Source organism: Acidobacteriaceae bacterium (assembly GCA_035944135.1).
Classification (GTDB): Bacteria; Acidobacteriota; Terriglobia; order Terriglobales; family Acidobacteriaceae; genus Granulicella.
This window is the reverse complement of record DASZBM010000002.1, coordinates 682,239-707,796: the sequence shown is the minus strand read 5'-3', so window position 1 is coordinate 707,796 and position 25,558 is coordinate 682,239. Positions and strand designations below refer to the sequence as shown.

The following is a 25,558-nucleotide window of genomic DNA, read 5'->3' as shown; positions in this document are numbered from 1 at the left end:
CGCATCCGATCCAACTATCGCGACGTCAGCACCCACTCCTGGTTCGTCCCTGCATTGCATCCCCAGGTGTCCAGTTGCGTGCCATTGCTCTTCGAGAACCCCGGCACCTCCACGCACAACCCACTGTTCGAATTCACCAGCCGGTAATTCCCATCTGCCGTGTGCGTCACGATGTACTCCTGGTTACTTCCGCTCAGGTTCGACCACTGCTGTAGCTTCGTTCCATTCGTCGTCCCGTGATTCACCGCATCCAGCACCTTGCTGCTATTCACATTCGTCAGCTGATACAGCCCGTTGTTCAGGTATGACAGCACCCATTCCTGATTCGCCTGGCTGCCGCCCCACGTGTACTGATCCACAATGCCGCCATTCGCGGTCGACCACCCATTCACCTCCATCGCCAGGGCGCTGTTCACATTGCTCAGCTCATACGTTCCCGTCGCCGGGCCTCCTCCGCTCGTAATCAGGCTCTGCAGGTTCGAGGTCAGCGCGGGCAGCGCATCGCCGCTCCACGACGTGTTCATGATCCCGTACGTCTCCGCCGTTCCAAACCCGCTCCCGTGACCGGTCTCCGTCGTCCCATTGAATGCCCAGTACGACCAGTCCACGCTGTACTCCCACAGGAACTGGTGAATGAACCCGAACCAATATCCCAGGTCTGCATTATTTGTGCTGCTCACACACGTGCTCGCCGTGTCGCACGTGCCGAACTCACCAATCCACAGCGGTACCGGACTCTTTCCCGTCACCAGGTAGCCCCACTTCGGATTGATCGTGTTGTACCAGTCGCTGTATCCCGTCAGCCCCGAGTACCAGTAGCCATAATCGTGCGCCTCATACACCAGCCTGTTCGCCGTATTCAGCGTCACCGGCGTACTCGCCACACCCGACAAATCGCCGGCATAACTGATGCCTTCCACAAAAATCAGCAGGTTCGAATTCACACCCAGCACAGCATTGCCGCCCGTCTGTGCCGCGGCATGCCAGTCATCCGCGCCGCCGCCGCCCCACACAGCGGAAATCCGCGGCTCGTTGCGCAGGTCCGCTCCAATCACCATCGGATTGCTCGCGTACCGCGTCGCCATCCCTTCCCAGTCGCTGATCCAGCTCGTCTGCGGATAGCTGCTGTTGTACCAGAGCTGATTCACATCATTGCCGCAGCACCACATCGCCGTGCTCGTGTGATTGTCCAGGATCACCATGATCCCCGCGCTCGTCAGCGCATTCACCACGGCATCAAAAATCGTCAACGCATTGTCGCCTTCGAGACTCGGGTTCGCCGTCAGCGAATAGCTCCCCACCACCGGGTTGCTCTCATACATCTCGTTCGACCACGGCAGCCTCACCGCATTGAACCCGCGGCTTTTAATCTCGCTCACAATCTCCGAGATCGTCTGTGACTCGAGCCCCATCACCACGTAGTCCGAGCCCTCCGCGCCATACCAGTTCACCGCATTCAGCCGTACGCGGAAACCATTGCTGTCGACTATGTACGGGCCCGCCGTATGCAGAGGTACCGCCGGCTGCGCCTTTGCAATGACCGAGACAAGCAGCATCGAAACCACCGCGCTCAAAACCATCACAGCCCACAATGCAGTGCGGCCGGCAACCCGTCTATTAAAAATCTGACCCTTCAGCATTCCTTCTGGATGCACCATGCGTTCACCTGTCTCCTTGTGATGAGTTCCCACTTCAACAGCAAGTACAGACAAGTGGCACAGAGCCCTGCGCTTTTTAGCAGCCGGTTAGAGACCGGTCCCCCAAACCGTCGAAAATCCTAGAGGTCAAACCCGCATCCTGTCAACATTCTTTCGGCTAGGTCCCGGCGCCCTTGGTAACGTGCCCCCCAGTCAGGCCTCACCTAACCATGCTTCCATCCATTCGCCAGTCACGAAAGAACAGTGGCAAGATACTCTGCGCCCTGTAATCATTCGCCTTGGACGCATCGGGGTGAAGGCTCACTCACCCTCTGGAGGCAACCGTGCCGCTGCAGCATCAGCACCCAGCTCCGCCCCACTCCTCGGACCTCGAACCGCAACAAATGGACACATTGCGCAATGAGAACCACGCCGGCACCTCGCCCGAGGAGATTGCGGTCTCGCTCAGAAATCACATGATCCACACCGTCGGCCGTCCACTCGAGCATTCCACCACGCTCGAGAAGTATCTCGGCCTCGCTGCCGTCGTGCGCAATCGCCTCATGGATCGATGGCTCGAAACCATCGAAGGCTATCGTGCGAAGGACGCTCGCGTCCTCGCCTTCCTCAGCGCCGAATACCTTCTCGGTCCGCACCTGGAAAACGATCTCCTGAATCTCGGCCTCACCTCCAATACCGAGCAGGCGCTCCACTCTCTCAACCTCGACCTCAAAGCAATCGCCAACGAGGAACCGGAGCCCGGCCTCGGCAACGGCGGTCTCGGCCGACTCGCAGCCTGCTTTCTCGACTCGCTCTCGACACTCGACGTTCCCGTCATCGGCTACGGTCTGCGCTACGAGTTCGGCCTCTTTCGTCAGGAGATCGAAAACGGCTGGCAGGTCGAAAAATCCGACAAATGGCTGCAGTTCGGCAATCCCTGGGAGATTGCCTCAACCCAGCCAGTCGAAGTCGGTTTCTTCGGCCGCACCGAGACCTACACCGACGATCAAGGCTTGCTCAGGCACCGCTGGGTTCCCGGACAGAGAGTCGAAGGCATCGCCTACGACACGCCGATCCCAGGCTACCGAACGCGAACGGTCAGCCGCCTGCGCCTCTGGAAGTCCCAGGCCGTCGACGACTTCGACCTCAGCGTCTTCGACGCCGGCGACTACGCCGGTGCTGTGCACGACAAAATCGAATGGGAAACCCTCAGCAAGGTTCTCTATCCGCCCGACGAAAACGTCGAAGGCAAGCGCCTCCGCCTCATGCAGCAGTTCTTCTTCACTTCATGCTCGCTGCAGAACATGGTCGGCATTCATCTCTCGCTCGGCAAGCCGCTCACGGAGTTCTCCACTAAGTGGACCGTGCAGTTGAACGATACCCATCCCTCCATCGGTATCGCCGAGCTCATGCGCCTGCTCATGGACGATCACGCCATGGGATGGGACGATGCCTGGAAGGTCACGCAGGCCACCTTCGGCTATACCAACCACACGCTCCTTCCGGAGGCCTTGGAGCGCTGGCCGCTCGACCTCTTCGGCAATCTCCTGCCGCGACATCTCGAAATCATCTACGAGATTAATCAGCGCTTCCTCGACGAAATGCGTCAGCGCTTCCCCAACGACGACGCCCGCATGCGCCGCATGAGCATCATCGGTGAAGACGGCGAGCGCAACGTCCAGATGGCACACCTCGCCGTCGTCGGCTCCAAGGCCGTCAACGGTGTCGCCGAGCTCCACACCCACCTCCTCGAGACCGTCACCCTCCGCGACTTCTACGAGGCCTGGCCCGCGCGCTTCAGCAACAAGACCAATGGCGTCACCCCACGGCGCTGGCTCATGCTCTCCAACCCCGAGCTCACAGGCCTCATCAACGACACCATCGGCACAGCCTGGCACAAGGATCTCTTCCAGCTGCGCGCCCTCGAGCCCTACGCGAACGACACGAACTTCCTCCACCGCTGGCGCTCCACCCAGGAGGACGCCAAAGGACGCCTCGCCGCCTTCATCAAAGAAACGATGGACATCTCCATCGACCCTTGCTCGATGTTCGACGTCCAGGTCAAACGCATCCACGAGTACAAGCGCCAGCACCTCAACGCGCTTCACATCCTCTCGCTCTATTGCCAGATCAAGAACGGCACCGCGAAGAACCTCACGCCGCGAACGTTCCTCTTCGGTGGCAAAGCCGCGCCCAGTTACACCATGGCCAAGCTCATGATCAAACTGGTCTGCACCGCCGCCGACCTCATCAATCACGATCCCCAGGTCAACGGCCTCCTCAAAGTCGTCTTCCTGCCCAACTACTCCGTCACGCTCGGCCAGCGCATCTACCCAACCGCTGATCTCTCCGAGCAGATCTCCACGGCCGGCCTGGAGGCCAGCGGCACCGGCTGCATGAAGTTCATGATTAACGGCTCGGTCACCCTCGGCACACTCGATGGCGCAAACATCGAAATCCGCCAGGAGGCTGGTGAAGAAAACTTCTTCCTCTTCGGCCTCACCGCCTCGCAGATCGCCGATCTCGTCCACGGCGGTTATCACCCCCGCAGCTTCTACGAGCGCAGCCCTCTGCTCCGCGAAGTTCTCGACGGCCTCCTGGACGGCCGCTTCAGCAACGGAGACCGAGACACCCTGGCGCCGCTGGTCAATGACCTGTTGAACAACGATCGCTACTTCGTGCTCGCCGACTTCGACGCCTACTCTGCCGCCCAGGCCGAAGCCGGCGCAGCCTTCGGTGACATCACTCGCTGGAGTCGCATGTCGCTTCTCAACACTGCACGCTCCGGCAAGTTCTCCTCCGACCGCACGATCCGCCAGTACTGCTCCGACATCTGGAAATTGCCTGTCGCGCCCACCGCGGAGGCGCACCCCGATCAGCGCTAACCAGCCTCCGCCTGCTTGACAAACGCCTTCCCCACGGGGCCAGGGAGAATCCCAGCATCGTTGGATTCCATCTTTTTTGTGATTCTAAGTCATCTCTTATGAAGACTTTGCAAGACTATCCCTTTATAATCAATACTTTAGAGGAAGCTGACACCTTAAGTCCAGCGCTAAGTGAAATCGATTGAAGACTTTGCACAAAAAAGTACAGGGGGGAGGGGGGTACCCCTAGGGCTTCAACACAATCTTCATCGAATCCGGCTGTGGATTCGAGGCTAGCCTAACCGCTTCTGCCGCATCTTCCAGCCCGAACCGGTGTGAGATGAGCTTCGTCAGGTCCAGCTTCCCCGAGCGATATCCCTCGAACACCAGGTCAATCCCCTCCTGCTGGATCGCCACCGAGGCCGAATAAGACCCCATCAGCGTCTTCTCGTCCATGCACACCGCCGCCGGATCGAACGGCGCCGTCCCATGCTGCGTGGAGGCGAACAGCATCACCCGCCCCCCCGGCCGGATCGCCTGCATCGCCACCCCAATCAGCGCATCCGCCCCCACCGCCACCAGCGCCACATCCGCCCCCCGGCCACCCGTCGCTGTTTTGCAAGCAGCGACGACATCGCCGCGAGCATCGAGAGGATGGTTGAGGCCGTATTGGGCCGCGATCGCATGGCGCTCCGGATAGAGGTCGCTTGTCAGCACGGTCGCCCCGGTCTGCGCGGCAAGGGCCGCGAGCAGGATGCCGATGCTTCCCTGCCCGATGACAAGAACCGTCTCATCCGGCTCGAGGTTAAGCAGCTTGATGGCTTTGAAGCAGGTGTTTACGGGTTCAATCCATGCGGCCTGCTCGAACGGAATGTCATCGGGGATCTTCACCAGGCCGGCGGTCGTGCTGCCGTCCCCAACAATCCAGTCCATCACGCGGATGTACTCAGCGAAGCCGCCGCCTGCAGCTTCCCCAAGGCCAGCCGTTGTGCCCACTTTTTTGTAGCGCTCGCACTGTGCGAAGGTTTGCTTACGGCAGTAGAAGCATTGCCCGCATGGAATGTGGTGGAAGGCCATGACGCGATCGCCGACGGCGAAGCCACGCACGCCTTCTCCCACAGAAGCGATCGTGCCGGCCATCTCGTGCCCGAAGACGCGCGGCGCGGAATGGGAGCCGGTATGAATTTTCTTGAGATCTGTCCCGCAGATTCCGCAGGTATCGATCTTGACCAGCACCTCGCCTCGGCCTATCTCGGGTACTGGTATCGTCTCTGTTCGTACATCGTCGGGTGCGCGATATACCGCAGCCCGCATGGTCTTTGGTAGAGATTCACTCATTGATTCAAGGATATCGGAAGCTGCGCTTACTCCGTTTCAGCAATCAGAGAACGCAAATTGCTCCAGAGCCTCGCAAGTGCGCGGTTGCTCTCACGACCCAGGCTCATCGCTGATTGCCAACTGCCCGGACGAAGTGCCGTGTGCAGAGCGAAGGCTCCGGTGCGGAAGTGACCGCGAGCGTCAGCAAAGCGGCTCAGCGATTCCATCTCGAAGTCGTGTGCGTCGGAGATGCCCTTGAGGGCACGAAAGCGCAACCCTTTGGCGGCAGCGAGCCGCGCTACGGTCGCGGCCTCCATATCCACCAGCGCCGCGTTATAGGTCGCGAGCAGACGCGACTTTTCACGCACGCCTGCAATCGCTTCGGTTGTGACGAGCACGCGTCGCAAGTCTGACGTGTCACAGTCGAACCGCTCGCCGGTCTTCGCGTCGATGACGGTACTTGCCTCCACCACTTCGCCCGCAGCGATCTCGGGTGAGCACGCGCCGGCGAGTCCAGTCGAGACCAGGAGTTCCACGCCGGACTGCTCCTGAAGCGCGGCTTCGACTGCCACCGTGACGCGAGCAGATCCCATCCCCGCCGCGACGATGACTGCACCGGGGGCGCGGTGCAAATGGATGCCGCGTCGTCGCAGCTCAGACTCAGGCGGTATTCCCTGAACTAGCCCTGAGATCTCGCGCGGAAGTGCCGCGATGATGGCGACCCTCGGTGCCACTATCTTCGGTGACACTAGGGCCTCGTCCGTTTTGGCGGAGTACAGGTCGAATCACGAACGACCAGTTCGGGGTCGACCACGATCTGTTTAGCCGCAGGGTGTTCTTCAGGTGCGGCGATACGGCGTACGACGGCTTCCGCGGCGAGTATCCCCATCGTGCGAAGTGGCTGCCGTACGGTCGTAAGGCCAGGATTTTGGAAGGCTGCGGACTGCACGTCATCGAAGCCTACGACCGAGACGTCCTGCGGCACGCGGAGTCCCGCTTCGCGTAGTGCGCGGATTGCGCCAATGGCGGAGACGTCATTGAAGGTGAACAGTGCGGTGAAACGCGCATTTGAGGCGAGCAGACGTTGCGTCGCGAAATACCCGGGTTCATGTCCAGGCTGATCGCCTTCCAGTTGGGCGACAAGGTTGGTATCGACGTTGAGCTTGGCGCGTCCGGCGGCGTGGCGGATGGCCTGCCAGCGGGGCTCGGTGTCCGAGCTGAAGCTCTGGCCCTTGATGAACGCAATGTCACGATGTCCCAATCCGACAAGATGGTCGATGGCGAGTTCTGCTGCACGGCGGTGGTTGAGCACAATGTTGGTGATGCCCTCGTGTTCGTCCGGACAGGAGACGGTAATCATCGGCAAATGCGGGTGTTTTGTCAGCGGGCTGTCGATAGCGATGATGCCGTCGACGGCGCGGTCAACCATCATGATTTGGGACCGCTCGATGAGTTCGGAGCGGTGATGGTGACTAATTAGGAAATAGAAGTATTCGGCCTGCAGGAGTGCCTGCTCGATGCCCGCGAGGACGGCGGTCGCATAGCCTTCGGAAACCTCCGGGACGAGGACGCCGATGATCATGGAGCGACCGCGGCGGAGGCTACGCGCGAGCACGTTAGGGCGGTAGTTCAGCTCTTCGGCGGCCGCAAAGATGCGATCCTGTGTCGCCTTAGGAATGGATTTAGCCGCCGGAGCTCCGTTGAGCACGCGAGAGATTGCGGCCACGGAGAGGCCGAGGTGTTCGGCAATGATTTTGAGGCTTGCAGGCCGGTTTGCATCACGGCCTTTACTGGGCAGAGGCACAGTTCGAAGTTTGCCACAAAAGGAATGCAAAGCTGACATCCCTAACGAATGGCTTGACATCCAAGCACCGCAGCGCGTACAACACTGTCGTCTTAGGCAAAGGTTTGCCTAAAGAAACTGAACGATCCGGGCTCCCATTGCCGGACGATGCTGTACCCCTTTGGAGGCAATATGCGAATTTCTGTACGGACTGCCTGCGGTTTCCTGCTCGCCGGCATGGTCTCTCTGGCTGGTGTAACGGCCCGTGCACAATTCAGAGCGTCGATTCAGGGCACGGTCGCTGACTCGACGGGCGCTGTGATCCCTAACGCAACGGTCACCCTTCGCGACACCGCGACGAATGCAACGCAGACCGCAACAACCAATGGCGAAGGGATTTACAACTTCGGCCAGTTGCCGCCGGATCACTTTACGATTACGGCCTCCGCGTCGGGGTTCAAGCAGAAGGTACTGCAGAACGTCACGATCATCCCGGAGCAAGCAAACTCGATCAACATTGCGCTCGATCTCGGCGACACGTCTACGACGGTGAACGTCTCGGCGGACACGATATCGGCGATCGATACGGAGACGTCGAACATCGGCGCCACCATCAGCTCGAACGACATTCAGCACACGCCGTCGTTTAACCGCGACGTTTTCACTCTGAGCCAACTCGCGCCGGGAACAGTGAGTGACGGATCGCAGGGCGCGAGCGGTGGCGTGCATGCAACACCCGGGACGCAGGGACCCGGCGGCTCAGGCAACGGCGGTAGCTTCCCCACCGAGAACGGTCCGCAAATGAATGCCAACGGCGGTCAGTATGAGAGCAATGGCATCTCGATCGACGGCATCAGCACGGTGAGCGCGGTTTGGGGCGGAACGACGGTGATCACGCCAAACGAGGACTCGATTGACAACGTTCGCATTGTGACCAACGACTACGACGCTGAGGACGGCCGCTTCTCGGGCGCGCAGACGATGGTTACGTCCAAGAGCGGAACGAATCAGCTCCACGGCAGCCTGTATATCGCCATCCACCGGCCGGGCTTGAATGCATATCAGCCAGCGATCCGCACCTCAAACGGCACTCGCGTGAACAGTCCAGTCAAGGACACGCAACGCTATAACCAGTGGGGCGGCAGCCTCGGCGGACCGATCCTCAAGGACCGTTTGTTTGCCTTCTTCGCGTACGAGACGAGTCCGAACAGCTCGACCTCCACCAGCAACGGATGGTATGAGACATCCGCCTTCCGTTCCGCCGCTCCATCTGGCAGCATCGCCGCGCAATATCTGAGCTTTGCCGGCAGCGCGCCGAGCGGCACCATCGCAGCGTCGGGGGATACCTGCGCCGCTGCAGGCCTGCAAGAAGGCGTGAATTGCAAAACGATCGCGGGTCAGGGCCTCGACATCGGTTCTCCCATCAAAGGATCTCTGGGGACCCAGGACACAACCGCGACCGGAACCGCTACGACGCCGGGCGTCGGTGGCGGTCTCGACGGCGTCGCGGACGTGGCCTACTACACGGTCAGCACTCCTACTACTTCGAACTACCAGCAGTACAACGGCCGCCTGGATTATCAAGCCGGCCAGAAGGACCATCTCTCGTTTGCGATCTACTGGGTGCCGATCAGCAGCACGTTCTACAACGGTGGCGCGCGCGCATATAACCTGTTCAATCACAGCCAGGTCAATGATGCGTTCTCTTTGATCTGGAATCACACCTTCGGTCCGACGTGGCTGAACGAGGCCCGCGCAAACGCGGCGGGCTGGCGCTGGAACGAGCTCACCTCCAATCCGCAGTCGCCGATTGGCCTGCCTGCGGATAACATCAGCTTCTTTGGTCCAGCCTCCGGAGCCACGATCACCCAGTTTGGACCCAACATTGGCAGCCACCTGAACCAATGGACTTACGGCTATCGCGATATAGCGACAAAAGTGATCGGCGCCCACACCATCAAGTTCGGCGGCGAGTACACGAAACTGGAATACCTTAACGCGCCCACAGGAGCCCCGAACTTCCACTTCTATAACATTTGGGATTTTCTCAACGATGCCCCGTACCAGGAAAACGGCGGGTTCAACAGCGTTAGCGGAACTCCGGGAGCGGCGCGCAACGATGAGCGCGAGAATATGTTTGGCGCCTTCATCCAGGATGCATGGAAGGTGAAGCCCAATTTCACCTTGAACGTTGGCCTGCGTTACTCCTTCTTCGGTGCTCTTTATGCCAAGCAGGACAACATCCCGCGCGTGATGTTCGGGGCGGGAACCGCAGCATTCACGGGGTTGACCGTGGCCAGCGGACATAACCTTTGGGAGTCTCCGAAGACCAACCTTGGACCGCAGTTCGGCTTCAACTGGGCGCCGGGCAGCTTCAACAACAAGCTGGTGGTACGCGGCGGATACGGTCTCAACTTCAATCAAGAGGAGATCGCGATCACTGCCAACATCGGCAACAATCCTCCCACGCAGAATTATGTGAACTATGTGTGGGCAAGCCCGACGAACCAGGGAACAAACGGTGCGGACATCATCTATGGAACGTCAGGTAACATTCACTCGCTGAGCGGCTATCCTGCCAATCCCCATGCAATTACGGGGTATAACGCGAACGGCTTGCCCACGGCGGGCAACGCAAACGTCGTCATTTTGGGCAACGGCTATGGACATGTCCCCACAATTTATGTCCAGCACTTCTCACTCGAGAGTGATTACGAGGTCAACAAGGAGATCGTCGCATCGCTGGGCTACCAAGGCAGTGTAGGCCGTCACCTGATTAATCACATGACACCGAACGCGGGTGCTGTGGTGGCCGGCTACGCACTCAATCCACTGATTCCGAATGGCGGTGGCGATTGGTGGATCAACGAGGGAATGTCCAACAACAACGCGATGCTGGTTGAGTTGAAGCATCCGTTCGTGCACCACTTCTCCGCCGACGCGCAGTTCCAGTGGGCGAAGAGCATGGACACAGATGGATCAGGACCGTACTACGAAGATCCATACTTCCCGGAGAACGAGGGCTACTCGTATGGACCCTCGGACTTCAACGTTGGAAAGTCGTTTAAGCTTTTCGGACTCTGGCAGCCGGTCATCTTCCACGGCAGCGCGGGATGGGCGGAGAAGATTCTGGGCGACTGGTCGCTCAGTGGTATCTTCCAGGTCCACACCGGCTATCCGTACTCTCCGAATTACGGTATTGCGCAGTCGCTTTACTGCACGAGCTGCGGCTATACCAACATTCGTCCGTATTATCTTGGCGGCGGTAATAAGGGCGATCACAGTAACAATGCGTTCATCAACGGCACCAACTTTCCCAACAATGTTGTCAACCCGGGTGTAAACGGGACGGTCAACGGCTCGTCAACCATTGTTCAGCAGTCGACCACCTACTTCAACACGCCGAACTTTGCGAACGCAATGCAGGCGGTAAGCGGCAATGGCTCGACGCTCAGTCCGACAGTTGCGCTACCCCCGACGCCAGGTCTCCTGCGCAACGCGTTCGTCGGCCCGAGCTATCGGGATATCGATGCCTCGCTGAGTAAAGGCTTCGGACTTCCGAACACGAGGCTTCTGGGTGAAAACGCGAAGCTTGAGATTCGAGCTGATGCGTTCAACCTGTTCAATATCCTGAACCTCGATCCGGGCAGCGTAACCAACAATGTGACGTCTACCGGGAGCGCTGTAACCGGAGGTTCCCCGTTCGGCACCGATCACACGGCACTCGGAGGCCGCACGATTACCCTCCAGGCGCGGTTCAGCTTCTAGCGTGGATGAATGTACTGGTGGAGGGTGCCCCGGCAGGTGCACCCTCCTCGTTTTCTTGCCTTCAATGACGGACTCGAAACACCAGAAAACCAACGCCCATCCTGAAGCGATCAAGTCTCTTTAGAATCAATATTTTGCGAAATTAGGTCCAAAGGTAAGCCCCCTGGAATCAAGATTTTGCACAAATTTCAGCGGGGAGGGGGGTCTCACCGGTTATGCAGACGCTTCGCAGGCCGATTGTGTACGCCGCTGCAGCGCTGTTTGTGCTACTCGGGACAAGATTTGCGTGCGCGCAGCAGGATGAAGAGATCACCATCGATGCGCGCGCAACGACGACTCCGTTTCCGCATTTCTGGGAGGAGATGTTTGGGTCAGGGCGTGCCGCGCTGGTGATGCGCACGGCCTATCAGAACGATCTGACAGCAGTGAAGCAAGCTACGGATGTGAAGTATCTACGCTTTCACGCGATTCTTCACGATGAGCTTGGGGTTTACAACGAGGATGAGCACGGCAATCCGGTTTACAACTTCACGTATGTGAACGAGATCTACGAGAGCCTGCTGGCGCAGGGTGTGAAGCCAGTCGTGGAGATCAGCTTCATGCCTAAGAAGCTGGCGTTCAATCCCGATGATCTGCATCCGTTCTGGTACAAGCAGAATGTTTCGCCACCGAAGAGCATGGAGCGGTGGGACGATCTGATGCGTGCCTTCGCGCAGGATCTTGTCGATCATTTTGGGATCGATGAGGTTGCGACGTGGTACTTCGAGGTCTGGAACGAACCGAACATTGACTTCTGGGGCGGGATTCCGCGGCAGGATTCTTACTTCGATCTGTATGCGCATACCGCGCGTGCGCTGAAGTCGGTTTCGCCGAGGCTGCGTGTCGGCGGGCCGGCGACCGCCGCGGCGGCATGGGTGCCAGGGTTCCTTAGCTATGCGGCGGAGAATCACGTGCCGGTGGATTTCGTGAGCTCGCATGGCTATGACGATGAACCGGTAGAAAGGCTGCTGGGCAAGGATCAGCCGCTGCGCGACAAGGACATCATCGAAGAGGACCGCACGTGCGCAGCAGTGGCCAAGGTCAGGCGACAGATTGATGCGTCACCGATGCCGCATCTTCCGCTGCTGTGGACGGAGTGGAATGTACCGGGCAAGGACACGCTGCGCGACACGCCGTATGTCGGGCCCGCGCTGGCCGAGGCGATTCGCACGTGCGATGGCCACGTGGATATGCTGTCGTTCTGGACGTTCTCGGATGTGTTTGAGGAAGGTGGGCCGGCGCAGCGTCCGTTTGAAGGGCAGTTCGGGTTGAGGGCCACCGGCGGGATCAATAAGCCGAGCTTCTATGATTTCGCGCTGCTGCATCAGCTTGGGACCGAGCGAATTGCGAATCCTTCGCATGATGCACTGGTGACGCGGCTGCCGGACGGATCGCTGGCTATTGCAGTGTGGAATCTGGCGTCGGTGGATCAGCCGCGGGAGTCCATCGTGACGCATCACGTGACACTGCATATCAGTGGGGTTGCGGCGAATGCTTCCACTTCCCTTCAGCAAGTCGATGAAGATCACGGCAATCCAATGAAGACATACCTGGCAATGGGGAGACCACGTTATCCGACGCGAGCGCAGGTGCAGCAGATGAATATGGCATCGGCTCTGCCCGGGGCGGAACACCTCACGCTACACGATGGCAATCTCAACCTCGACCTCAAGCCTAACGAGCTCGTTCTGCTGCACGTTGGAGGAGACGCCTCAACGCGCAGCAGCCACAGTTCCAGCCATAGGAGTGACGCTCATGAGTAAGCTGCGGGCGCTGGCGGCCTTTGTCGCAACGATGATGTTGGTTCCACTTGCTATCGCGCAAAGCGCGGCGCCGGTTCCAGTCGACGTCACGATTGACGCCGCAGCAGCAACAACTCCGTTTCCGCACTTCTGGGAAAAGACATTTGGATCGGGGCGGGCGATTCTCTCTCTGCGCGAGAGCTACCGCACAGATTTGATGACGGTGAAGGAAGCTACGGACTTCGAGTCGGTCCGATTTCACGCGATCTTCCACGATGAGGTTGGCCTGTACGATCCGGATCGAAAGACGATCGAATTCGCGCAGACGGCGGGCAAGACGGGTACGGCTTCGCAGGGCACCTCTGCATACAACTTCTCTTACGTTGACCAGATCTACGACGGATTGCTGGCGCGGCACGTGCGGCCGTATGTCGAAATGAGCTTCATGCCGAAGAAGATGGCCGCCGATCCGAATAAGCTGCATCCGTTCTGGTACCATCCGGTGGTTTCGCCGCCGAAGGACTACGCTGAGTGGGATGCGATGATCCACGCATTTGCGCAGCACCTGGTGGATCGCTATGGCCTGGATGAAGTGGCGAACTGGAAGTTCGAGGTGTGGAACGAGCCGAACCTCGACTTCTGGGGTGGCGAGCCGAAACAGCCCACGTATTTCGAGCTCTATGACCACACTGCGCGCGCGATCAAATCGGTGTCGCCGCGGCTTCAGGTAGGAGGGCCTTCGACCGCGCAGGCGGCGTGGGTGACGCCCTTTCTTCAGCATGTGAAAGAGGCGAACGTTCCGATCGATTTCGTCTCAACTCACGTTTACGCGAACGATACGGCGAAGGATGTGTTTGGCACGGATGAACAGATTTCGCGTGACGAGATGGTGTATCGGTCGGTGAAAAAGGTGCACGATCAGATTGCGAGCTCGCCCTTCCCTAACCTGCCGCTCATCTTTTCCGAGTACAACGCCAGTTATGCGAATGAGCCGGATGTGACGGACACGGACTACATGGGGCCGTGGCTCGCGAATACGATTCGGCAGTGCGATGGCCTGGTGAGCAACATGGCGTATTGGTCCTTCTCCGATGTGTTTGAGGAGCAGGGCGTGGTACGGTCACCGTTCTACGGCGGGTTTGGCCTGATTGCCGCGGACAACATCCCCAAGCCGTCGCTGAACGTATTCCGAGCGCTTCACAAGTTGGGTACGAAAAGGATTCATGTTGAGTCGGACTCGGTGCTGGCCACGACGGGACCGAACGGGCGCGTGGCCGTGGCGCTGTGGGACTATGCTCCGCCGGATGGGACGGGGCCGCGTTACACGATGCCGAACGGGCCTGCCGGGCCTTCGAAGGCGTTCACGGTCACGCTGCAGCACGTTTCCGCAAATGCCGGGGTGGAGATCTGGCGGGTGGACGATGACCATGGCAATGTGATCAAGGCGTTCAATGCGATGGGCCGTCCGGTGGGCGATTTGACGCAGCGACAGATTGAAGAGCTTCGGGTCGCCGGCGCAATGGCTCCGGCGGAACATACGCATCTCCGGAATGGCAAGCTGCAGCTTACGGTGCCGGCTCATGGACTTGCTGTCGTCCTTGTGGAACGCTGATCCGTCACACTAGAAGCGATGGACCGCCGACACGTTTTGAAGCTTCTGGCTGCAACCGCTGCGCTGCCTGGGCTGGCGCCCAAGGTGCGCGGCCAGGCTGCGCAGACTTCGGTGACCGCCCCGCCCTACCGACCTACGACCGCAGACAGCACTTTTCTGGACGATCTTCAGCGGCGCGCGTGCAGGTTCTTTCTGGAGCAGGGTAGTCCGACGACGGGCCAGGTCCTGGACCGCGCAAAGGCGTTTGACCCGCCAGGCGTGCGCGACAAACGACGCATGGCGTCCATTGCTGCGACCGGGTTTGGGCTCACAGCGCTATGCATTGCGGATCGGCGTGGGTACATTCCGCATGCGACCGTGCTCGCACGTGTGCGGAATACGCTGCGATTCCATCACGACAAGATGGAAGACAATCATGGATTCTTCACGCACTTCAATGACATCGAAAGCGGATATCCGTATCAAGGGAGTGAGGTCTCGCCGATTGATACGTCGCTGCTTCTTTGTGGTGTGCTGACGGCGCGGCAGTATTTCCGGCGCGATCGTGAGATCTATCAACTGGCAACCGATCTTTACCATCGCGTCGACTGGCAGTGGATGCTGAACGGCGGAGATATGTTCGCGATGGGGTGGCGGAATGGAAATTTTCTGAGCGGTCGATGGAATCACTACTGCGAACTCATGATGATGTATCTGCTGGCGCTCGGATCACCGACGCATCCGATTGACGCGGCATGCTGGAACGCGTGGGAACGGCCAGTAATGCACTTCGAGGACTTCACGTATATCTCGGCCGCTGATCCGCTTTTCGTTCATCAGTACAGCCACGCGTGGTTCGATTTTCGTAAGAAGCGGGATAAGTTCGCGAACTATTTCGAGAATTCGATCACGGCGACACGTGCGCATGAGGCGTTTTGCCTCTCGCTGGGGCAGCCGTATTCGGCCGACTACTGGGGCATCTCGGCGTCAGACACGCAACATGGGTATCGAGCGTGGGGTGGGCCGCCGGCGCATGGCGGCATTGATGGATCCGTTGTGCCGTGTGCCGCCGGAGGGTCGCTTGCATTTGTGCCGGAGGACTGCCTGCGAGTGCTGCGTGCGCTGAAGCAAAACTATAGCGACAAGGCGTGGGGACGATATGGATTCTGCGATGCGTTTCATCCGCAGGCGGATTGGTATGACGCGGATTGCCTTGGAATCGATCTGGGCATCACGGTCGTGATGGCGGAGAATCTGCGGACCGGTTTTGTGTGGAACACGTTCGCGCTCAATCCGGAGGTTGCTGTTGCGTTCCAGCGAGCCGGATTCCACCCAGGCTGACGCGATTATGCCTGCTGTGATTCGCGGAGCTTGAAACGCAGTCGACAATCTTCGCCAAACCACTGAATGTAATTTGTCCCCCACGCGTTGTTGAACAGATTGCAGTGGACGCCTTGGCTGAGGTCTGGCTGGTCCTGAGAGAAGTTGAGCGGAGATCTCTCTCCGAGTGCGACAACAGGAGCGTCGATCGTATCGACAAACAAAGTGCTCTTACCGGAGCGGCAGCTGAAGCCGGAAGAGAGGCTGTGCATGTGACGGGCGCCGGCGACGACAACATCGTCCGGTGAGATGGCCTCGGAACACTTTTCGAATGTCCACTGAGCATCGTCGGATGTTTGTGGATTGAACGAAAGCCAGAGGGATTCCGGAAGACGCGTGGACGGTTTACCGAACCACGAGACGGTCATTGAGATTGTGGGTTCGGCATCCGGAAGTGAGATCTCCACATAGAACCGCTGCGGGAATGACGCCATACCAGATTCGAAAGCTTTGCGATCCTTGATGCTCGAGGCGATGATGATCGTGTGGCCGTCGTCGTCCTTCTTCGTGTGGATTGAGTCCACGGTTGGGTACCACGTCTTGCTAACTGCACCGATGCGATCGATGTTTGGTTTGCCGAAGTCTTTGGTGATCCAGTCTGCTTTCGCAATGATGTAGTTCTTGAAGAAACGGTCGTAATCCTCGGTCGAAAGCGTCTGATAGGCGAGCACGGCGAGGGGCTTGTCTGACGAGGCCCATTCCTGGCCCGAGCTCTTGCTCAACAGACGGTGGAGCGCTCCAGTCTTCGGATTGATCTGCACGCGGAAGTGTTCGGATTCGATCTCTCCGCCGGCGTGCAGGTGATGTCCCTTCGAGGGTGATGGCTCGTGAGCATCGAGCGTCGCAATCGCCTCCTGACTCTCCTTCTGCAGCGCGACGGGCAATGTCGCTAACGCTGAGAACAGGTCCTGCCGCTTCTCCTGCCAGCTATAAGTGACTACCTGGTAATTCTTCGTCGGCAGCATGCGGGCCAACTGATCTGGCTTGTAGTTGTCGAAGTCCAGCCACGTCTTCGTGTCGGTGCCCCAGGTGTGTTCGGCTTCAAGGAGAAGATCGGAGAGGAGAGCTAGATCCGTCTTGTCGCCGCACTGAAATTCGCCACGGGCAATCCATGCATTACGCAGACGGGACACTTCCCTGTAGCGTGCCACCTTGATGGGATCGCTGGGAACACCGTAGATCCAGGTATCGCCGATCTCCTGAGTCACGACGGGAAGGTCAGCGCGATGAGGCTCTACGGCTTCGGCAATCTGGCCGAGGCCGGTCGCTGTGATTTCAGCGTTCGGAAAACGCTTCTTCAGATTCGCATAGATGGCTTCAATCTCTGCAGGAGTGTGCGGGCCGCTGTTGTCTCCGCGGACTTCTATGTCAATTGCGAGATCGGAGTTGGGTACGACTGTGATCCCGCCGTAGTTGTGGTGATACATGACTGTCAGTGAGGCACCACGCGTGTCTTTCCACAGGAAGAGCGGCGGGAGAGTTGCGGGACGACTTCCGCCGTTCACGCCAATGTCGAGGAAGGTGACGCCACCTTGAGCAAGCGGCGTAACGAGGCCGCGCGTATGTCCCGGCACGTCAGTCATCTTCGCGCCCGTAGTTTTCTTACCGAACCTCGTATCGAGCGAGCGAGAGATCGCCAGGCTGCCAGAGATCTGGGATTCATCCATCAGCTCCGTCTGCCAGTTGAACGGCAGCGCGTGCCAAGCAAGATCGCCGTCGGCGATTGCCTGCTCTGCGTCTTTTCGCACAGTGCCGGAAGCTTGTTCGAGATATCGGTAGAGCAGCCAGGACCCGGTGGTCCAAACGTAGCGGGGCTTTCCCTGCTGACGCGACTCGCGCGCGACTCGAATCGCTGCCGGGAAATACTGCTGGAAGTATTTCTGTACAACGTGTTGCTGGGTATCAATAAAACCGGCATCGAAGTGACACTTGAACATCACCAACACGCGGCGAACATGTTCGGCATCCTGCGATGATGGAGATTGCATCCCCCAGGCGCGCTCTAAGGAACCGGAAGCGAAAGCACCGCCAGTGGCCAGCATTGCAAGGAGAAAGTCACGTCTTTGAATTTGCGTGCTCACGGCACAACCTTTCGATCGCTGCGAAGTCGCTGCATCGCATCGATAGTACAATCATTTGTAATCGATTGACTATTGTCTGTGGCGTTCAATATAGTGGGCCTCGCCCACTCATTTCCTCGCGCCCACCGCTTACAAATTATCAGGAGACAGATTGACGATGCGCAAGAAGCTTACACCGGGAAAAGCCGCAGGACTCAAAGCGGTTGCCGATCATCGCGGAGTTATCGCTGCGGCTGCCATGGATCAGAGAGGACTGTTGAAGCAGATGCTGGTCCGGGAGCTCGGAGGCAAAGAGCCGACGAACGACATGATGTCCGAGTTTAAGGAGATCGTAGCGCGTTCGCTCACTAAGCATGCGTCGTCGATTCTGCTGGATGTCCAGTACGGCTTAAAAGCTACGCACAACATCAATGGGAAGGGATTGCTCCTGGCCTATGAGCACGCCGGCTACAGCCCGGATAAACCGGAGCGGCTGCCGTCCTTGTCTGATGGCTGGTCGGCGCTGCGCCTGAAGGAAGCCGGTGCGGATGCAGTAAAGATTCTTGTGTATTACACGCCCTTCGAAAAGGAGTGGGTAAACGAACAGAAACACGCCTGGGTGGAACGTGTGGGAGCCGAGTGTCGCGGAGCCGATATACCGTTCTTTCTCGAGTTCCTCACCTACAGCGTGCATGGCGAGGATGAAAAAGGACCCGAGTTCGCACGCCGGAAGCCGGAGATCATTCTCGCTTCGATGGAAGAGTTTGCGAAGGAACGCTATGGCGCGGACGTGCTGAAGGTCGACGTTCCCGTTCAGATGGCGTACGTCGAGGGAACAAAGGCGTTCAAGGGCGATGCAGCGTATACGCGTGACGAGGCGAAGAGACTGATCCGGGAAGCCGCGGACAAGACAGATCTGCCAATCGTGTATCTCTCTGCAGGGGTGAGCAGCCCCGTGTTCATCGAGACACTGGAACTGGCTGCAGATGCGGGTGTGGAGTTCCACGGTGTGCTGGCCGGTCGTGCAACATGGCAGGATGGCGTTCCCGTGTACGTGAAAGAGGGACCGGAGGCACTGGAGAGATGGATGGACACGCAGGGCGCGCAGAATATTGAGAATATCAATCGTGCACTGCGGCTGGCGAAGCCATGGACCGAAGCACGAGCGATGCGCGGTTAGGTTCCGAGCTCCGTAAAATGTCGATGGGTGAGAGTGGGGTACGCGTGCCGGAGATAGCGGAACGGCAGAGAGAAACAGCCGGCTCGGGTGTGGAAGATGCGGTCTACCGGCGGCGCTGGCTCATCCTCGGGCTGCTGTTTTCCATCACGGTAATCAACTTCATCGATCGTCAGACGCTGTCTGTGCTGGCGCCGGTTATTCGTTCCATCTTCCACCTGACAAACGTGGAGTATGGGCGCATCGTCGCGGCGCTGCAGTTCGGCATGATGTCCGGCGAGTTCCCAATGGGCTACCTGATGGATCGTTGGGGAACGCGGCTGGGAATCTCCCTGGCGGTGGCGTGGTGGTCTTCCGCAACGGCCGCCCAGGTGTTTGCGAAGTCTGGCACTCAGTTTGGATTGATCCGTTATTGGATGGGAACGGGTGAGTGCGGGAACTTCTCAGGTGGCGTGAAGACCGCGACGAGACTCTTTGCGCCATCGGAACGAACACTGGCTATTGGCATCTTCAACAGCGGCAGCATGGTTGGAGCGACGATCGCGCCTCCGCTGATCGTGTATCTTCTGCACCGCTTCGGATTTCGCGCAGCGTTTCTGGTGCCGTCAGCGCTCGGAATCATCTGGGTGATCGCCTGGTGGTTCGTCTATCAGCGTGAAGTCGTGCCACCGAGAGAGGTTCGGCAGGGGCAAAAAAAGATTTCACTTCGCGAGCTGCTGAGCGATTCGTCCGCCTGGGCCGTGATGATGTGCAGGTTCTTCGTTGGGCCTGTAATTCAGTTCTACTGGTACTGGATTCCGAGTTACCTCTACAGCGTCCGCCACATGACGTTGATGCAGGTCGGCTTCGTGAGTTGGATTCCGTTTCTGATGGGAGACGGTGGAAACATTTTTGGCGGATGGGCTGCCGGAGTCCTGCTGCGCCGTGGCGTTCCGGTCGCCAGCACGAGGCGCTGGCTAATGTACGGAAGCAGCGCCTTCTGTTTCGCGAGCATGCTTGTGCCGTTGGCCCGCGGCAGCGGTTTGGCACTTGCGCTGATCGGCGTTGCAGTGTGCGCGCACAACTTCCTGTCAGCAAATATGTATGGAGCGATCACCGACCTGTTTCCGGATGCGAAGGTCGGCCGTGCCACCGGGCTGACCGGAGTGGCTGGCGGTCTCAGCGGACTGCTGTTCCCTCTTCTCACAGGCATTCTGGTCGATCGCTTCTCCTACCGGCCTGTTTTCGTCCTGATCGCAATCATGCCTCTGATCGGGACCTTCGCGCTCTTTATCCTGGGCCGAAAGTACCGGACCACGAGCCTGGCATATTCTGCTTCGTAATGCATTGACAATCAATCGCAATCGATAATATCGTGGGACCCAACCAAAGAACTCAACGATGCCTGAATCAAACCTGATGATCGTGCAAGGCGGCGGCCCGACGGCTGTCTTCAACGCCAGTCTTGCGGAGATCATTGCGGAAGCTCAACGGCAGCCTTCGATCCGATCGATCTTTGGCTCGCGTTATGGAATCGGGGGCCTGTTCGATGACAGGATTGTCGATCTTACGGATGCGTCTATCGCTGATCTCGAGCTTTTACGCAGGACGCCCGGCGCGGCATTGGGCTCGTCACGTCATAGTCCGACCGAATCGGAGTTGAAAAAATCGCTCGAGACTCTCGACCGGTTGAAGATCGATCTCCTGTTATTTCTCGGCGGCAATGGAACGATGCGTGGCGCCGAGATCATCAGCAAACACTGCACCTCGCAGGGGCTTGATATTCGAGTTCTCGGCGTTCCGAAGACGATCGACAATGACATTGCCGCAACGGATCGTTGCCCCGGGTATGCGAGTGCAGCACGTTATATCGCAACGGCTGCACAGGAGCTTGCTGCAGACCTGCGTTCCCTTCCCCAGCCGGTCACGATTCTGGAGACGATGGGGCGTTCGGTCGGATGGATTGCGGCCGCGACGGTACTCGCACGGACGAATGACGACAGCGCCCCGCACCTCATTTATGTTCCCGAAGTGCCGTTCGAAACTGAAGCCTTTCTTTCCGATTTGAGCCGCATTGTTAAGCGGATTGGTTGGGCCGTTGTCGTGGTGGCGGAGGGAATCAGGCATGCGGATGGAACGCTCGTGTATGAGAGCAGTGATTCCTCCCAGAGCGACCCCCTTAAGCGGCCGATGACGGGCGGCGTCGCGCAACATCTCGCAACGATTGTCAGCCAACGTCTCGGCATTCGGTGTCGCAGTGAAAAGCCAGGTCTACTGGGACGAGCATCCGTGGCCTGTACTTCAGCGCGTGATGTTGAAGATGCGCAGCAGGTAGGACGGGCAGGCGTGCAAGCGTTGGTATCGGGACAGAGAGACGTAATGATCGCGCTTGAGCCTCTCGGGTCGGAACACGCCACTCGAATCGTTCCCTTGGCGCAGGCTGCCGGCCACGAACGCACGATTCCGGACAAGTGGTTGCAGAGCGGCCCGATTCCGGTTAGCAAAGGATTTATTGACTACGTGCGTCCGCTGGTTGGGCCACTTGAGCAGCACATCACTGAACTCGGCAGAGCTGTTTGCGAGATAGGAGCAAAGTAACGATGGAGACGCAGCAAGCAACCTTGAATGCTCCGGTCGGAGTTCTGATCTTCGGCCGCAAGCGCCCGGGCTTTGACCAGGACTGGAATGCGGAGATGCGCGACCGCTGCCGCAAAGCTCTTGCGCAACTCGGTACGAGCGCGATTGGGGTCGACACGATCGTCCTCGATGATGAAAGCGTGAATGGGACGCTCGACAAAATCGTTGAGGGACGTTGCCGTGCACTTATCGTGATTCAGCCTTCCCTCGCGGATGGCCAGTATGCGCTCACGGTCAGCCAACGCTGGCGCGGTCCGGTCATATTGTGGGCGACGCCCGAACGACCCGGCGACGGAAAAGTGAGCTCGTGCTCGCTGGTCGGTCAGCATCTCTGGGCGTCGATCTTGCGCCAGGCAGACCGCCCGTTTGAGTTCGTGTATGGAGCGCCGGAAGACGTTCAAGCGGAATTGCGCAATGCTATTGCACTCGCCGACACAGTTCAGCGGTTAGGTTCCGCGAAACTTGGCGTTGTCGGCACGCATGCACCTGGGTTCCTGGATCTGGCTGCCGACCCGTTTCTCATTCGTAAGACCTTCGGATTGCAGCTTCATCCGCTGAGCCTTCCGCAGTTCATTGAACGCGTACAGGGGATTTCGTCGGATCAGGTCACGGCCGACCTTGAGCGGGTTCATTCACTTGGCCTGCGTGAGACTGGCGGCGGCTCTGGGCCTGCGGACGAGCTGCTCTCGGTCAATTCGCGTTTTTATCTTTCGATTCAGAGCCTCATGCAAGAGACGAATCTGGACGCACTGGCGCTGCAGTGCTGGCCGGAGTTGCCAAATGTGCTCGGGCAGTGGCCGTACTTTGCGGTCTCCAGGCTTGGATCGGAAGGCAACGCGGTATCGATCGAAGGCGATGTGGACGGCGCAATCGGAGCTCTCATAGGCCGATTCCTGGGTATCGGGCCAGGTTTCCTTTCCGACTGGCTGGAGCACGACGCAAATACGATCTTCTTCTGGCATCCCGGCATGGCTCCGCTGGATATGTGCAACGCCACGGGATGCGACGAGGAGCCGACGCTGGGCGGCCACTTCAACGGGGCGCGACCTTTCGTCGTTGATGGCGCATTACAGATCGCCGGCGATGTCACCGTCTCGCGGATATGGCGGTGCGACGGGCGATATCACTGGACCGCATTCGAGGGCCGCTCTCTCCCGCCGCGCCGAAAAGTCACAGGCAATAGCCTGCTGGTTGAGGTGGATGGAGGACAGGTTCCTGAACGCTTCGACCGGCTGATTCATGCCGGACTGCCCCACCATGTGACGCTGCACTTCGGGCGCCACGCAGAGAGCTTCCGGAAGCTGGCGAGGGCGCTGCGCGTGGATTGGCAGGAGTGATTAGGAATGGGAAAAACTTCGGGCCGGGTATGAACGTTTGACAGTTTACAATCTATTGCCGCTAGAGATTGTGCCGATTGAGTTCGGCTGAAGGAAAAGCTGATGCCCCGGAACGCTACAAAAACTCGAGTGGCAAGACATGAGATCCGTGAAGAGATCGAACGAAGAATACTCTCCGGCGAAAGCAAGCCAGGAGAGCGACTGAGTCAGCAGAGTTTAGCCCGGGAGTTGGGTGTTGCTCAGGGCACGGTGCGAGAGTCCTTGTTGGAATTGCAGTGGCTGGGCCTTGTTGAATCCATCGACCGTCTGGGTGTTTTCGTCGACAAACTGGATGTGGGCCGCATCTGCGAGGCATACCAGCTCCGCGAAGTTCTTGAAGGCCTCGCAGCTCGGCTTGCCTGCAATAACGCGGGGCGCGCCGACATCGCAGCTCTTCGGTCTATGGCTGACCAAATTTACAAGATGGCTCAGGAGGATGACGCGGAGACAGCGTCAGTCGATCGCCAATTTCACCTGCGCATCGTGGAGCTGGCACGAAACAACACACTCATGCGACTCTCGCAGACATATCGCGCGCTCGGCATGACAGTCCGAGCATATCGCGAGCCGGCGGTGATTCATGCCGAGCACCATCGGATTGTCGAAGCCATTGAGCACAACTTTGCAGAAGAGGCTGAGCGTCAGGCACGCAATCATGTTGTTGGTGCGCGAGAGATGATCGAAACGCTCGCACGGCAAGGAAAATTTATACCGCAGTGGGTGAAATAGATGTCGACGACTGTAATTGGAGAAAAGACGGACCTTTCGCAGGACAAGCAGCATCCGTATGGCTCGTATATCGCCGGTAAGTGGATTAATACACCGGAACAGATGGAGGTCGTCGATCCTTCCACTGCTAAACCATTCGCAAAAGTCTGCTCGATCCAACAGGAACATGTCACGGCCGCACTTGAAGCAGCAGACAAGGCGTTTCGCGAGTGGAGACAACTCTCCGCTCTGGAGCGCGGAAATATCCTGCGCCGCGTTGCGGATGAGTTGATACGCAGGCGAACCGAAATCGCGCGGACGATAACTCTGGAGAACGGAAAACCTCTTGCACAGAGTGAGGGTGAGGTTGCGATGTCTGCAGATCACCTTTATTGGTTCGCCGAGGAGGCGCGCCGCGTCTACGGACGCAGCATTCCGAACCAAGTGAAGGGCAAGCGGCATCTGATCGTGAAAACGCCGATTGGAGTCGTAGGGGCGATTGCGCCGTGGAACTTCCCTCTCGTTCTTTCCGTTCGCAAAGTGGCGCCAGCTTTGGCCGCAGGCTGCCCTGTCATCCTGAAGCCTGCCCGCCAAACGCCTCTGTCTGGCGTACATCTTGCGGAATGTATGGAGACTGCAGGTATACCGCGTGGCGTCTTTCAGTTAGTTATCGGCAATGCGGCAATGATCTCGGAGAACCTGCTCTCGAGCCCGGTTTGTCGAAAGGTTAGTTTCACCGGATCTACGCAAGTTGGCCGCCTTCTGATTCGAAATGCAGCCGAGACAATCAAGCCCCTCTGCCTCGAGCTTGGCGGGCTTGCTCCGGTGCTGGTCTTCGATGACTGTGACCTCGACGTTGCTGTGCGCGAGACAGTGATTGCAAAGTTCCGCAATACAGGTCAGTCCTGCATTGCAGCCAATCGTATTTACGTCCAGAAGAAGATCCACAAGGAGTTCACCGACCGATTCTGCGCGGCCGTGTCGAAGCTTCGCACCGGACCCGGCCTCGAACCAGGAATCGACGTCGGCCCACTTATCAATCAGTCTGCCGTGGACGCAGCTCTGCAGCAGGTACAAGACGCGGTGAGCAAGGGTGCCCGCCTCCTCACAGGCGGCAAACGCATCGGGAACCTGACAGGGTTCTTTATCGAGCCGACGGTTCTGGATGATGTTCCAGCCTCGGCCACCTGCATGTGTGAGGAGACCTTTGCTCCCGTCGCGCCAATCTCCACCTTCGAAACAGAAGAGGAGGTGCTGGAGCGTGCAAATAGTTCTCCCTACGGCCTGAGCGCCTATGCCATGACTTCCGACCTCAATCGGATGTTGCGTCTCAGCGAGCGGCTCGAGGCGGGAACGATTGGCATCAACGATGGTGCACCCACCGTCAGTAGTGCTCCATTCGGTGGCGTGAAGCAAAGCGGATGGGGGCGCGAGCTTGGAATTGAAGGGCTGGATGCCTTCCTCGAAACAAAACACATTTCCATCGGCAACCAAATCTGA

Annotated in this window: 16 protein-coding genes; 11 read left to right on the top strand and 5 right to left on the bottom strand. The window is 58.7% G+C overall.

What is annotated here, in order from left to right:
* Positions 1-14: 14 nt before the first annotated feature.
* Entirely contained in the window at positions 15-1,658 is a 1,644-nt protein-coding gene (locus tag VGU25_05640) for a cellulase family glycosylhydrolase (protein HEV2576674.1), read from the bottom strand.
* Between the two features lie 323 nt (positions 1,659-1,981).
* On the opposite strand from VGU25_05640, the gene VGU25_05635 reads away from it, so the two are divergent.
* Positions 1,982-4,522 carry a glycogen/starch/alpha-glucan phosphorylase gene (locus VGU25_05635; GenBank protein HEV2576673.1) on the top strand — a complete coding sequence of 847 codons (2,541 nt, stop codon included), beginning with the start codon at positions 1,982-1,984 and terminating at the stop codon, positions 4,520-4,522.
* Positions 4,523-4,747: 225 nt separating this feature from the next.
* On the opposite strand, the gene VGU25_05630 is transcribed toward VGU25_05635, so the two are convergent.
* The 3 genes from VGU25_05630 to VGU25_05620 are packed head-to-tail and all read right to left on the bottom strand — an operon-like array spanning position 4,748 to position 7,622.
* Entirely contained in the window at positions 4,748-5,839 is a 1,092-nt protein-coding gene (locus VGU25_05630) for an alcohol dehydrogenase catalytic domain-containing protein (GenBank protein HEV2576672.1), read from the bottom strand.
* A 26-nt stretch (positions 5,840-5,865) separates the two neighbouring features.
* A complete protein-coding gene (locus VGU25_05625) occupies positions 5,866-6,567 on the bottom strand; it encodes a phosphorylase (protein HEV2576671.1) in 702 nt (233 codons plus the stop codon).
* Positions 6,567-7,622, bottom strand: coding sequence for a LacI family DNA-binding transcriptional regulator (locus tag VGU25_05620; GenBank protein ID HEV2576670.1), 1,056 nt, complete (start codon positions 7,620-7,622; stop codon positions 6,567-6,569). Before VGU25_05620 ends, VGU25_05625 begins: the two co-directional genes overlap by 1 nt.
* A gap of 171 nt (positions 7,623-7,793) precedes the next feature.
* Between VGU25_05620 and VGU25_05615 the strand changes: the two genes are divergently transcribed.
* The 4 genes from VGU25_05615 to VGU25_05600 all read left to right on the top strand — a co-directional run bounded on the left by VGU25_05615 (position 7,794) and on the right by VGU25_05600 (position 16,082).
* The gene (locus VGU25_05615; GenBank protein ID HEV2576669.1) at positions 7,794-11,369 is read left to right on the top strand and encodes a TonB-dependent receptor; all 3,576 of its coding nucleotides are present in this window, start codon (positions 7,794-7,796) and stop codon (positions 11,367-11,369) included.
* Between the two features lie 215 nt (positions 11,370-11,584).
* On the top strand, positions 11,585-13,171 hold the full coding sequence (locus VGU25_05610; protein ID HEV2576668.1) for a glycosyl hydrolase family 39: 1,587 nt from the start codon (positions 11,585-11,587) through the stop codon (positions 13,169-13,171).
* A complete protein-coding gene (locus tag VGU25_05605; protein ID HEV2576667.1) occupies positions 13,164-14,762 on the top strand; it encodes a cellulase family glycosylhydrolase in 1,599 nt (532 codons plus the stop codon). Before VGU25_05610 ends, VGU25_05605 begins: the two co-directional genes overlap by 8 nt.
* Positions 14,763-14,780: 18 nt before the next feature.
* Positions 14,781-16,082, top strand: coding sequence for a glucoamylase family protein (locus VGU25_05600; GenBank protein HEV2576666.1), 1,302 nt, complete (start codon positions 14,781-14,783; stop codon positions 16,080-16,082).
* Between the two features lie 5 nt (positions 16,083-16,087).
* Here VGU25_05600 and VGU25_05595 read toward each other — a convergent pair whose 3' ends face one another.
* Positions 16,088-18,109 (bottom strand): DUF5054 domain-containing protein, encoded by a 2,022-nt coding sequence (locus tag VGU25_05595; protein HEV2576665.1) that lies wholly within the window; start codon positions 18,107-18,109, stop codon positions 16,088-16,090.
* Between the two features lie 250 nt (positions 18,110-18,359).
* On the opposite strand from VGU25_05595, the gene VGU25_05590 reads away from it, so the two are divergent.
* From VGU25_05590 to VGU25_05565, 6 genes are all read left to right on the top strand, one after another.
* The gene (locus VGU25_05590; GenBank protein HEV2576664.1) at positions 18,360-19,361 is read left to right on the top strand and encodes a tagatose 1,6-diphosphate aldolase; all 1,002 of its coding nucleotides are present in this window, start codon (positions 18,360-18,362) and stop codon (positions 19,359-19,361) included.
* Entirely contained in the window at positions 19,331-20,680 is a 1,350-nt protein-coding gene (locus VGU25_05585; protein ID HEV2576663.1) for an MFS transporter, read from the top strand. Before VGU25_05590 ends, VGU25_05585 begins: the two co-directional genes overlap by 31 nt.
* A 58-nt stretch (positions 20,681-20,738) precedes the next feature.
* Positions 20,739-21,935 (top strand): diphosphate--fructose-6-phosphate 1-phosphotransferase, encoded by a 1,197-nt coding sequence (locus VGU25_05580; protein HEV2576662.1) that lies wholly within the window; start codon positions 20,739-20,741, stop codon positions 21,933-21,935.
* Positions 21,936-21,937: 2 nt separating this feature from the next.
* A complete protein-coding gene (locus VGU25_05575; protein HEV2576661.1) occupies positions 21,938-23,311 on the top strand; it encodes a hypothetical protein in 1,374 nt (457 codons plus the stop codon).
* Between the two features lie 102 nt (positions 23,312-23,413).
* Positions 23,414-24,079 (top strand): GntR family transcriptional regulator, encoded by a 666-nt coding sequence (locus tag VGU25_05570; protein HEV2576660.1) that lies wholly within the window; start codon positions 23,414-23,416, stop codon positions 24,077-24,079.
* Entirely contained in the window at positions 24,080-25,558 is a 1,479-nt protein-coding gene (locus tag VGU25_05565) for an NAD-dependent succinate-semialdehyde dehydrogenase (GenBank protein ID HEV2576659.1), read from the top strand.